This is a genomic window from Pseudohaemophilus parahaemolyticus (genome assembly GCF_938021905.1).
In the GTDB taxonomy this organism is placed as follows: Bacteria; Pseudomonadota; Gammaproteobacteria; order Enterobacterales; family Pasteurellaceae; genus Haemophilus_A; species Haemophilus_A parahaemolyticus_B.
The window spans coordinates 19,357-31,204 of the sequence record NZ_CALIFA010000078.1 but is presented as its reverse complement, the minus strand read 5'-3'; the positions used below and the strand labels follow the sequence as shown (position 1 = coordinate 31,204).

Sequence of the window (11,848 nt, the reverse complement as noted above, 5' to 3'; positions counted from 1 at the left end):
GTGCAATTTCAGGTTCGGCAACAGTAAAAATTATTGAGCGAAATTTAGATAATCAGCCGAAATTATTAGAAGAGCTAAGTTTGTTTGTGAGAGAAATGAAACAAGCAACCAAAGGCTAAATTAAGTAAAGAAAAACAAGCGGTTAAATTTTCTGATTTTGTTGAAAAATCAAGGAAATTTAGCCGTTTTTTCTTTATAATTTCAAAATTCGATTGACATTCATAAATTAAGGACGAAAAAATGCCACTGCACTGCACTGCACAAACTTAACGTTAATTGCAAGCAAAAAATTGTAAATTTTTCAAAAAATCTCACCGCTTTCACTTCTATATTAAATAAATGCGGAGGCTTAAATGGCTAAGTCTCCATCAAAAATTCAATCGGTTGAACCGAACATTGCTAATTTAGCAAACGGCTGGTTAGCCTCGTATAAACTCAACTATAAATTAGAGCAAGAACAATTAAATACGGAAATTGATAAAGCTTTAGATGCTTACTTCAGTAAAAATGGAGGCGTTGGCGGAAATCGTCCCGATGCAAAATTATTATTGCGTTCAAATATTACTCAAAAAGATTACCCTATTCTTATTGAATATAAAGGTTATAAAGATAAATTAGCCAAACTAGACGCGGATGGAAATGTTGAAAATCGTTCAGCTAAGAATGAACCTATTTTTAAAAATATCAATGGATATGCAGTAAATGGTGCCGTGCATTATGCCAATGCATTATTACATCATACAAGCTATACCGATATTATTGCGATTGGTATGACTGGTTATAAAGAATCTCATACAGATAAGTTATGCTATGAAATTGGTGTGTATTATGTATCTAAAGCAAATTTAGGTATTGGACAAAAAATAGGAGAATTCTCAGATTTTTCATTCTTAGCTCCTGAGCATTTTGAAGATTTTATTACACAAGTAAATAATCTTTCTTTATCTCAAAATGAATTAGAAAGAATAAAAGCTAAACGTGAAAATGAAATAGATGCCAGTTTGACAAAACTAAATAATGATATTTACCAGAATGAATCTGGATTAGGCGAAAATGATAGGGTTTATTTAGTTGCAGCATCTATTATGGCAACTTTAGGTGTTCAAGGTAAGGTTTCTCCGCTTGAAAAAGAAGATTTAAAATCTAAAACAGAAGAAGGGGAAAGAGATGGCGATATTCTAATCAGAAAAATAAACGCTTTTTTATCAGCTAAAAATTTACCTCAGGAAAAGAAAAACTTAATTATTCGAACATTATCAAATACTGTTTTGACAGAGAATATCAACAAAGTTGTTGATGGAGAAAGTCAATTAAAACGAGTATTTATAAAAATTGTTGATGATTTGGGTATTTATTACAAAATTGGCTTAACTACCGATTTTACAGGAAAATTATTTAATGAAATGTATTCTTGGCTTGGATTTAGTCAAGATAAATTAAATGATGTTGTTTTGACACCGTCTTATGTTGCAACACTTTTAGCTAAATTAGCTCGTGTAAATAAAGATTCTTATGTGTGGGATTTCGCAACGGGGTCGGCAGGTTTACTTGTTGCTGCAATGAATGAGATGCTAATTGATGCTAAAAACAGCATTACATCTCCAGATGAATTACGTCAAAAAGAAGCTCATATTAAAGCCCATCAATTATTAGGTGTTGAGATCTTATCTAGCGTATATATGTTAGCCATTTTAAATATGATCTTAATGGGAGATGGCAGTTCAAATGTATTAAATAAAAACTCATTATCTGACTTTGAAGGGAAAGGATTTGAAGATAAAGCATTTCCAGCAGATGCCTTTATTCTGAACCCTCCTTATTCTAAAGAAGGTAATGGTATGATCTTTGTTGAAAAAGCCTTGAATATGATGAACAAAGGTTATGCAGCGGTTATTATTCAAGATTCTGCTGGAACAGGTAAAGCAAAAGAAATTAATCAACGTATTCTGCAAAAACATTCTTTGATTGCAAGTATAAAAATGCCAGCTGATATATTTATTGGTAAGTCTAGCGTGCAAACAGCAATTTATGTGTTTAAAGTTGGCGAAAAACATGAAGAAAAACAACTAGTAAAATTTATCGATTTTACAAATGATGGTTACAAACGCTCAAGCCGTAAAAAAGCGAAAGCCAGTACAAATTTACGTAATGTTGATCATGCAACAGAACGTTATCAGGAATTAGTTGATTTAGTGAAATTTGGTAAAGGAGAATTAAATCACTTTACTGAAAATGAATATATTGAAGATAAAATTGCGATTTCTGGTGATGAATTTGGTTGTGATTGGAATTTCACTCAACACAAAAAAATTGATACGAAACCTACCCTTGCTGATTTTAAGAAAACCGTTGCCGATTATTTAGCGTGGGAAGTGTCACAATTATTAAAAAAGGAAGGTGAACAGGGAAAGTAATTAACTCTCGCTTGCAGAAATTAGAAGAAGAATTTTTAGCAAGTGGGGGAGAATGGAAAAGAACAATTTTAAAAGATTGGTTTACTATAAAGACTTCTGTTAGCTTTGATAAGGGTAATATAGAATTATCAAACAATAGCAACGGTAACGATTATGAGTTTATTGGAAGAACATCGATTAACAATGGTATTCAAGGTTATGTGAAACATTTGGGATTTGAGCCTAATAATGGTAACACATTTTCTGTTATTCAAGTTGGTGAAAATATTGCTCAATTTAGAAAACACAAATGGTATGGTAGCCAAAATTTATTCTTATTAACTCCAAAGTTTGATTGGATTATAAGCCACTATAAATATATGATTGCTTGTATAAATAGTGGGTTAAAAATCTTTGATAAGAATTATTCAAGCTATCCTACAATGAACACGTTAAATAACTTGGTTATTTTTCTTCCTATAAGAAATGAACAGCCAGATATTTCTTATATGCATCATTTTATTAGTGAACTGCAAGCGGAACGGTTGCAGGAACTGCAAGGATACTTGCAAGTAACAGGGCTATCAAACTATACATTGACCGATGAAGAATTACACCTTATAGATAGATTTGACAGTATTGAATGGATGTCTTTTAATATTACAAATGTTTTTAATGTAAATAACACTCATAGTATTTTAAGCTCTTGGATTACTCCCAATAGTGGTGGTATTCCTTATGTTACGGCTGGAGAAAGTAATAATTCTATTTCAACATATATTGATTATGATATTTCTCAAATAGAGAAAGGTAACTCAATAATGATTGGTGGAAAAACGCTAGTGATCACATATCAAGAAAGTGATTATTTTTCTAACGATAGCCATAATTTGGCTTTATATGCTAAAGATGAACAAGGAAAATTAAAAGATAATCAGTTTTTTATGATTTCTTCATTATATAAAAGTTTAAAACCTCGCTATAGTTGGGGAGATTCAATATCTAAAAAGAAAATTCAACTTGATACGTTTGATTTACCTGTAAAAAATGGTCTTATTGATTATGAGTTTATGAGTAAATGGATTCAGATTATCAAAAAATTAGTCATCGCCGATGTCGTTAAATACGCTGATCGTGAGTTATCGGCTTATCAAAGTGTAATTGTTTAATCTCCTTCACAAGCGGTTAAATTCTACTAGCTTTTTGCAAAATTGTTCTTTGTAAAACTCTTAGAAGATTTAACCGCTTGTTTTCGTTATAATACCCACAATTTTATCTAAGCATTTATCAAGAGAGTTTTGAATGGCGACTATTGCACAAAATCCACTGGTGTTAGTGGATGGTTCTTCTTATTTGTATCGTGCGTTTCACGCATTTCCACCGTTGACTAACCGAGAGGGCGAGCCGACAGGGGCGATGTATGGTGTGGTAAATATGTTAAAAAGTTTGATTTCACAAGTTGAGCCAAGCCATATTGCGGTGGTATTTGATGCGAAGGGTAAGACTTTTCGTGATGAGCTGTTTGAACAATATAAATCGCATCGTCCGCCGATGCCAGATGAGCTACGTTCCCAAATTCAGCCGCTACATGCCATTATTAAGGCATTGGGGATTCCGCTGATTTCGGTTGAAGGCGTGGAAGCCGATGATGTGATCGGCACGCTTGCAGTGCAAGCTGCAAAAGAAGGCAAGCACGTTCTAATCAGCACGGGCGATAAAGATATGGCACAATTAGTGAACGATCATATTATGCTGATCAACACGATGAATAATACCTTACTTGACCGCGAAGGCGTGATTGAGAAATACGGTATTCCGCCTGAATTGGTAATCGATTGGCTTGCATTGCAAGGCGATTCGTCGGATAACATCCCTGGTGTGAAAGGTGTGGGAGAGAAAACCGCACTTGCTTTGTTGCAGGGTATTGGCTCGATTAAAACTATCTATGAAAATTTAGATAAAGTGGCGGAATTAAGTTTCCGTGGGGCAAAAACCTTCGCACCAAAATTGTTAGCTGAAAAAGAGATGGCGGATCTTTCTTATTTATTGGCAACGATTAAAACTGATGTTGAGTTGGACGTTACTCACGATCAACTTACCACTTCACCGCAAGATCGCGATAAATTGGTGGAGCTTTTCGGTAAATATGAGTTTAAAAAATGGCTCAATGAGGTGATGAACGGTACAAATCCTGTGACGACTAGCACCAAAGAACGTATTCCAACCAATTATGAAGTCACGCAAGCGGCCGAAAAAACAGAAAATATTGCAAAAGTAGAAATTGACCGTTCGAAATATGAAACGGTAACGACAGAAACACAACTTACAAAATGGATAAAGAAAATCCAAGCGGAAAAATTGGTTGCTGTCGATACTGAAACGAATACGCTGGATGTGATGTCGGCAGAGCTTGTAGGGATTTCATTTGGACTAGCTTCTGGTGAAGCGTGCTATATTCCATTAACTCACAAAGAAGAAGTGAGCGAACAAGCGGGGCAGGGCGATTTGTTTGCGAAAAACACCACAATGGTGGGCTATGAATTAGTAAAAAATCAGCTTGATTTAACCGCTTGTTTAGCACAATTAAAGCCGATTTTAGAAGATGAGCAGATCAAAAAAATCGGGCAGAACATTAAATATGATTTAACGGTATTTGCTAATCACGGCATTGAAGTACAAGGTGTGGCGTTTGATACAATGCTGGAATCTTACACCCAAAACAGCACAGGGCGTCATAATATGGACGACTTGGCAGAACGTTATTTAGGACATAAAACTATTGCGTTTGAAGAGATTGCGGGCAAGGGTAAAAATCAGCTGACCTTCGATAAAATTGCGTTAGATGTTGCCTCTGAATATGCGGCAGAAGATGCAGATGTAACGATGAAATTGCATCAAACCTTATTCCCAGAGCTTGAAAAAACGCCGACTTTGTTGAAACTGTTTAACGAGATTGAAATGCCGCTGGTGCGTGTGCTTTCGCATATTGAACGCAATGGTGTATTGATTGATCCGCAAAAATTGTTGGCACAATCCCAAGAGATTGAACAGCGTTTGACGGAAGTGGAAGCAGAAGTGCATCAAGCTGCGGGGCAGGAGTTTAACTTGGCTTCTACGAAACAGCTACAAGAAATTTTGTTTGAAAAACTCGGTTTGCCTGTGAAGAAAAAAACGCCTAAAGGTGCTCCTTCAACTAACGAGGAAGTGTTGGAGGAATTGGCTCAAGAAGGGCATATCGTGCCAAAATTGTTGATAGAACATCGTGGATTAAGCAAGTTGAAATCGACTTATACTGATAAATTACCGCAGATGATTAACCCAAAAACAGGACGAGTGCATACCTCTTATCATCAGGCTGTAACCGCAACAGGGCGGCTTTCTTCAAGCGATCCAAATTTACAGAATATTCCAATTCGAAACGAAGAGGGCAGACGGATTCGCCAAGCCTTTATTGCTCGTGAAGGCTACAAAATTGTGGCTGCGGACTACTCGCAAATTGAGTTGCGTATTATGGCACATTTGGCAAATGATGCAGGTATGCAAAAAGCTTTTGCTGAGGGGAAAGATATTCACCGCTCAACCGCCGCGGAGATTTTCGGTGTGTCTCTTGAAGAAGTGACTAACGAACAACGTCGCAATGCGAAAGCGATTAACTTCGGCTTGATTTATGGCATGTCGGAATTTGGTTTATCGAACCAGCTCGGCATTTCTCGCCAAGAAGCTAGAACCTATATGGATGCTTATTTCAATCGCTATCCAAACGTATTGCAATTTATGACCGATATTAAAGCGAAAGCTGCAGAGCAGGGCTATGTGGAAACACTTTTAGGTAGACGCTTATATTTGCCAGAGATTAAATCAAGTAACGGAATGCGTCGCAAAGCGGCAGAGCGTGTGGCAATCAACGCACCAATGCAAGGAACGGCAGCAGATATTATCAAAGTTGCGATGATCGGTATTGATAAAATGATTTTTGGTGATGAGAACATCAAAATGATTATGCAAGTACACGATGAATTGGTATTTGAAGTGAAAGCGGAAATGGTCGAACATTACAGCCAGTTGATTAAGGCGGAAATGGAAAAAGCGATAAAATTGCACGTACCATTGATTGCAGATGTGGGCGTGGGCGATAACTGGGATGAAGCTCACTAGTTTATGCCTTTGACTAGTTTAATAGTACAATGTTGTATAATGGGGAAACTTTCAAAGAATTGGCTGTCCAAATAGCAAATTCTTCCCTCTATTTTAAGGAAACACAATGACTCAATTTGTAAAAAAATCATTATTTGGTTTAGCAATTTTTTCGATGATTTCAATCGCTTGGGCAGATGAAAAAGCGGTAGCAGAATTGCAAAGTCGCTTAGAAAAAGTAACACAATATAGTGCGGATTTCGATCAAACCGTGCGTTCAAGCAAGGGTAAACAAATTCAATCAGGTAAAGGCAAGTTTATGGTAAAACGCCCGAATTTGTTTAGAATGGATACCCAACAACCGCAAGAAAATCAGATTATCTCTGATGGCAAAAATTTATGGTTCTATGATCCATTTGTTTCACAAGTGACGGTAAACACCGTTGAAGATGCGGTGAATAATACGCCATTTGTGCTTTTAACCAGCAATAATAAAAGCCATTGGGATCAATATGATGTGATCCAAAATGCCGATACTTTCGTATTAAAACCAAAAGCGAAAAAAAGCAGTATTAAGCAGTTTGATGTGCGAATTGATGAAAATGGGGTAATGAAAGGATTCAGCACGATTGAGCGTGATGGACAAAGCAATCTCTATTTATTGCGTAATATTGCGTCATCAAATTTATCTAACGATTTATTCAAGTTCAGTGTACCGAAAGGTGCTGAAGTGGATGATCAACGTAAGAAATAATTAACTTAACAAGCGGTTATTTCATAAAATTTAACCGCTTGCTTACAAACTAAATTTAAAAAGATAATGAAAACGATTTATTTACAGCGTGATCTAAAAGAATGGCAACAGTTTGTTGAACTGCTTGAGCAAGCGGTTAAAGAAGACAAATTAGAGCAATTCTTTTCACTTTTCTTAACGCCAGATGAACGCGGTTCTTTAGGCTTACGCACCCAAATTGTGAGGCATTTACTGAGTAATGATTTGTCTCAACGTGAAATTCAGCAAAAATTGAATACCAGTGCAGCAACTATAACTCGTGGTTCGAATATGCTAAAAACGCTTGATACTGAGTTTTTAACTTGGACGAACGAGAAACTCAATGGTAAAGCGTAGGAAAAGCCGAAAGCGTCGTTCATCGGGTTTATTTAAAATTGCCAAAAAGCTCTTTAATTTGGTATTGAGTTTTTACATACCAAAAGAAGTGACAAGTAAATTAGGGTGGGCGTGGTTTGGCTCAAGCCGAGTTGGGGCACCGCTTTTAGTGGGATTATTGGCTGTTATTTTATTATTTAGCACTGTACCCGTACCTTATTCGTCTTATATGGTACAACAAAAAATTAACCATTTATTAGACAGAAAACCTTACGAAATTAAGAAAAAATGGGTAAGTTTGGATAAAATTTCTTGGCAAATGCAAATGGCGGTCATTGCTTCTGAAGATCAAAAATTCGAAAGCCATTTTGGGATTGATTTAAATGCCATTCAAATTGCGTTGCAAAACAATGCGAAATCCAAAAAAGTGCGGGGAGGTTCGACGATTTCCCAACAAACGGTCAAAAATATGTTTCTTTGGCACGGGCAAAGTTGGATTCGTAAAGGCATTGAATTACCACTAACCTTTGCCATTGAACAGCTTTGGGGGAAAGAGCGGATTTTAGAAGTTTATTTAAACATTGCTGAATTTGGTTATGGTATTTTTGGTGTGGAAGCGGCTGCCCAAACTTTTTTCAAGAAATCAGCAAAAAATCTGACTTTAAATGAAGCTGCCTTATTGGCTGCCTCGCTACCTAATCCCAATATTTACCGAGTAGATCGCCCAGGAGTTATTATGAAAAAACGCCAAGTGTGGATTATTCGACAAGTTTCTGCATTAGGTGGGCAACAGTATTTGAGTCGATTGGAGTAGGTGATAGGAAAGATACATAGTAGATAAAATCGTTCTTGTCCGTAGGTGAAGGGGGGTATTCTCTCCTAAAATCGGTTAAATTTAATACCAGACTGGGGGCTATATGAAGCCCCTTTTTTATATACCTATTTTTTTATAATCGCTCCAAGCAAGCCACGCATAATTTGCTTGGTAACTTGATTGCGTAGATTTCTCCCAACTTGTTGAGCCACTTGGCTGACTATTTGTTCAGCAAGCGATTGGTCTTTTTTCTTTTTCGAACCAAAGATTGAGGCTAGCATTCCCCCTAAAAATCCTTCTTCTTCAGTATTTGCAGTTTGTCCTTGACTTTGCCCCGCTTGTGATTGAGCATTTAATACTTCAAAAGCAGATTCATTATCGACATAAGCACTATAATGGCTGTAAAGATCATCCTGTTTCATTAAACGGCTACGCTCGGTTTCAGTTAATGGTGTGAGCTGACTTTTGGGTGGATAAACTAATGCAATTTCCACTGGCGTTGGCATTCCTTTTTCATCTAAGACTGAAATCAAAGCCTCGCCTACAACTAGCGAGGTAATTGCCTTGACTACATCTATATCTTTATTCGCTCGGAAGGTTTCCGCTGCTGATCTCACGGCTTTTTGATCCCGAGGAGTAAAGGCTCGCAAAGCGTGCTGTACGCGATTACCTAGCTGACCTAATACTGAATCAGGTAAATCAAGTGGATTTTGGGTGACAAAATAAACGCCAACCCCTTTTGAACGGATTAAACGCACAACTTGCTCAATTTTATCTACTAAAATTTTCTGTGCACCATCAAACAATAAATGAGCTTCGTCAAAGAAAAGGACAAACTTAGGTTTTTCTGGATCGCCTACTTCTGGCAGAATTTCGAAGAGTTCTGCCATAAACCAAAGTAAGAACGCACTATATAGACGTGGCGAATTAATCAATTTCTCTGAGTTTAAGATATTAATCACGCCTTTATCATCGCGGGTTTGCAGCCAATCTTCAAGATTTAATGCAGGTTCACCAAAGAGTTTTTCAGCCCCTTCATTTTCTAGAGCAAGTAAAGCACGTTGAATTGCTCCAACGCTTGCAGTTGAAACGTTACCATATTCCACTTGGAATGTTTTGGCGTTTTCGGCAACATATTTGAGCATTGCACGCAAATCTTTTAGGTCAATCAACAATAAACCTTGGTCATCTGCCACGCGGAATACGAGGTTTAATAAGCCTTCTTGGGTATCGTTTAAGTTAAGCAAACGAGCAAGTAGCATCGGACCCATTTCTGAAATTGTCGTACGAAGTGGAATACCTGTTTCGCCGAAGACGTCCCAATAAGATACTGGGTAGCCACTTAAATAGTTTTCGTTACCTAGCTGGAATTGTTCGATGCGTTCTGCAATTTTGCCTGAAAAACTGCCCGCTTGTGAGATCCCCGAAAGGTCGCCTTTTACATCGGCGAGGAAAACAGGAACGCCTTCATCACTGAATGCTTCAGCTAATTTACGTAATGTAACGGTTTTCCCTGTACCTGTTGCACCAGCAATTAAACCGTGGCGGTTTGCCATTTTGGCAACCAGTGAAATAGTTTTCCCTGAATGGGTTTGTGCGATTGCAAGTGTCATAATGTGCTCTTTCTCCTTTTAAGATTTTACGCCAATTTGGTAGCCATTTTCCCAGTAAGTTCGATGAGCATTTGGCAATTTTCCTTGGCAATATTGGATACGTTTTTGGAACATCTCTGTTTTCTGACTACGAAATGATTTTCCTACACGGAAGCCGTCTAAATACCAGTCATCTAAATCATTGCATTGAGTCGTATCAATACGTTGATGTCCGATCATAGTTGTTTTTGTTTTAACAATCTGTTTATGATGTCTGACATTACCGCTTATCGTATTTCCTTTATTAAAACTGGCTTGGGATTCGCCAGAGTAACCTTGGGCTACTCTCGTAGGCTTACGTTCAGGATTGTGTCGGAAGCCTTCAGTGAAATCCGTCCACATTTCTTCTGTTTCTGCCGTGCAAGCAGTTAAAAAAAGTGCAGTACAGACTGAAATAAGTAATTTTTTCATATTAGCGTGTTGAGGATGAAGAATGTTTGTTAAAGCGAGGGCGACTCACTTTAGGTAAAGGTAATAAAGCATTTGTGTCATATTGACTGACAGGAATTGTGTGTCCGATATATTCCTCAATCGCAGGTAGGTTCACCGCATAGCGTTCGCACGCGAAACTGATGGAATGTCCATATTGTCCTGCTCGCCCTGTTCGTCCGATTCGGTGCACGTAATCTTCACGATCATCGGGTAGATCGTAATTGAACACGTGCGTGACTTCAGGAATATGTAAACCTCGAGCCGCGACATCAGTTGCTACTAAAATATCTAATTCGCCTTTGGTAAAGCTACCTAGCAAGTTCAATCGTTTCTTCTGCGGAATATCGCCTGTAAGTAAGCCAACGCGGTGCCCGTCAGCTTGTAAATATCGCCAAATTTCTTCGCAGCCGTGTTTAGTATTAGAGAAAACCATACAACGTTCGGGCCACTCTTCCTCTAAGAGCGTGAGTAATAATGCCATTTTGTCTTCGTTAGATGGATAGAATAGCTCTTCTTTGATTCGATGCCCTGTACGTTGAAGCGGTTCAATTTCAACATATTTTGTCTCATTCATATCTTCATAAGCTAACTCACGCACACGTGGCGAAAGCGTTGCTGAGAAAAGCATCGTAAGGCGTTCGGTTGGCTTCGGACATTTACGCATTAAATAGCGAATATCTTTAATAAAACCGAGATCGAACATTCGATCCGCTTCGTCTAACACAATCACTTGTACGCAATTGAGATTGATAATGCCTTGTTTCACATAATCAATCACACGCCCTGTTGTGCCAACTAAAATATCAACGCCTTTTTCTATCTCTTGTACCTGTTTTTCATAGCCATCGCCACCATAAGCAAGTGCGAGTTTCAAGCGAGTTTGTTTAACTAACAGTTCAGCATCGGAAGTAATCTGCACTGCAAGTTCTCTAGTCGGGGCTAGAATCATTGCTCGAGGCTGGTTTTTCTGCGTTTGTAGATCATGTGTGAGTAGATGATGAAAGGTTGCAATGAGAAACGCCATCGTTTTGCCCGTGCCTGTTTGGGCTTGACCTGCAATATCATTGCCATTTAACGTAATGGGTAATGTTTGAGCTTGAATCGGTGTGCAAAATTCAAAGCCTTTACTATCAAGTGCAGAAAGCACTTTTTCGTGAATCGGGAAATCGCTAAAGCGTTGTTCGGTAAGATGTGTTGACATCGAAATTCCTTGTTGAATAAATAGCCTAGAAAATAGGCAAAAATTAGGGGGAATGATACCTGAAAATAAAGAGCGTAGAAATAAATATTTCAATGATAAAAATGGCTAACTCAT

Annotated in this window: 9 protein-coding genes and 1 pseudogene; 7 read left to right on the top strand and 3 right to left on the bottom strand. The window is 37.7% G+C overall.

Annotation, left to right across the window (positions count from 1 at the left end; all coding sequences use genetic code 11):
• The 7 genes and pseudogenes from QMF79_RS08855 to mtgA form a co-directional block, all read left to right on the top strand.
• Positions 1-119 (top strand): annotated as a pseudogene (locus QMF79_RS08855) (tryptophan synthase subunit alpha); the annotation flags it as partial.
• 234 nt (positions 120-353) lie between these two features.
• Positions 354-2,414 carry an N-6 DNA methylase gene (locus QMF79_RS08850; protein ID WP_281773556.1) on the top strand — a complete coding sequence of 687 codons (2,061 nt, stop codon included), beginning with the start codon at positions 354-356 and terminating at the stop codon, positions 2,412-2,414.
• Between the two features lie 11 nt (positions 2,415-2,425).
• Entirely contained in the window at positions 2,426-3,562 is a 1,137-nt protein-coding gene (locus QMF79_RS08845; protein ID WP_281773555.1) for a restriction endonuclease subunit S, read from the top strand.
• A 133-nt stretch (positions 3,563-3,695) separates the two neighbouring features.
• Positions 3,696-6,548 (top strand): DNA polymerase I, encoded by a 2,853-nt coding sequence (gene polA / locus QMF79_RS08840; protein WP_281773554.1) that lies wholly within the window; start codon positions 3,696-3,698, stop codon positions 6,546-6,548.
• Between the two features lie 106 nt (positions 6,549-6,654).
• Entirely contained in the window at positions 6,655-7,281 is a 627-nt protein-coding gene (gene lolA / locus QMF79_RS08835; RefSeq protein ID WP_281773553.1) for an outer membrane lipoprotein chaperone LolA, read from the top strand.
• Between the two features lie 66 nt (positions 7,282-7,347).
• Positions 7,348-7,656, top strand: coding sequence for a trp operon repressor (gene trpR / locus QMF79_RS08830; RefSeq protein WP_111312291.1), 309 nt, complete (start codon positions 7,348-7,350; stop codon positions 7,654-7,656).
• Entirely contained in the window at positions 7,643-8,449 is an 807-nt protein-coding gene (gene mtgA / locus QMF79_RS08825) for a monofunctional biosynthetic peptidoglycan transglycosylase (RefSeq protein WP_281773552.1), read from the top strand. Before trpR ends, mtgA begins: the two co-directional genes overlap by 14 nt.
• Positions 8,450-8,574: 125 nt before the next feature.
• Here mtgA and QMF79_RS08820 read toward each other — a convergent pair whose 3' ends face one another.
• Genes QMF79_RS08820 through rhlB form a run of 3 tightly spaced genes read right to left on the bottom strand, consistent with a single transcriptional unit; the run spans position 8,575 to position 11,734 of the window.
• Positions 8,575-10,062, bottom strand: coding sequence for a helicase HerA-like domain-containing protein (locus QMF79_RS08820; protein WP_281773551.1), 1,488 nt, complete (start codon positions 10,060-10,062; stop codon positions 8,575-8,577).
• A gap of 18 nt (positions 10,063-10,080) precedes the next feature.
• Positions 10,081-10,512, bottom strand: a complete 432-nt coding sequence (locus QMF79_RS08815; RefSeq protein ID WP_281773550.1) for a hypothetical protein — start codon at positions 10,510-10,512, stop codon at positions 10,081-10,083.
• A 1-nt stretch (position 10,513) separates the two neighbouring features.
• Positions 10,514-11,734, bottom strand: coding sequence for an ATP-dependent RNA helicase RhlB (gene rhlB / locus QMF79_RS08810; protein WP_281773549.1), 1,221 nt, complete (start codon positions 11,732-11,734; stop codon positions 10,514-10,516).
• Positions 11,735-11,848 lie beyond the last annotated feature (114 nt).

Excerpts from the sequence above, each read along its gene's own strand:
- QMF79_RS08850 (WP_281773556.1), top strand. The coding sequence starts at position 354 with ATGGCTAAGTCTCCATCAAAAATTCAATCGGTTGAACCGAACATTGCT.
- polA (WP_281773554.1), top strand. The coding sequence starts at position 3,696 with ATGGCGACTATTGCACAAAATCCACTGGTGTTAGTGGATGGTTCTTCT.
- lolA (WP_281773553.1), top strand. The coding sequence starts at position 6,655 with ATGACTCAATTTGTAAAAAAATCATTATTTGGTTTAGCAATTTTTTCG.
- trpR (WP_111312291.1), top strand. The coding sequence starts at position 7,348 with ATGAAAACGATTTATTTACAGCGTGATCTAAAAGAATGGCAACAGTTT.
- mtgA (WP_281773552.1), top strand. The coding sequence starts at position 7,643 with ATGGTAAAGCGTAGGAAAAGCCGAAAGCGTCGTTCATCGGGTTTATTT.
- QMF79_RS08820 (WP_281773551.1), bottom strand. The coding sequence starts at position 10,062 with ATGACACTTGCAATCGCACAAACCCATTCAGGGAAAACTATTTCACTG.
- QMF79_RS08815 (WP_281773550.1), bottom strand. The coding sequence starts at position 10,512 with ATGAAAAAATTACTTATTTCAGTCTGTACTGCACTTTTTTTAACTGCT.
- rhlB (WP_281773549.1), bottom strand. The coding sequence starts at position 11,734 with ATGTCAACACATCTTACCGAACAACGCTTTAGCGATTTCCCGATTCAC.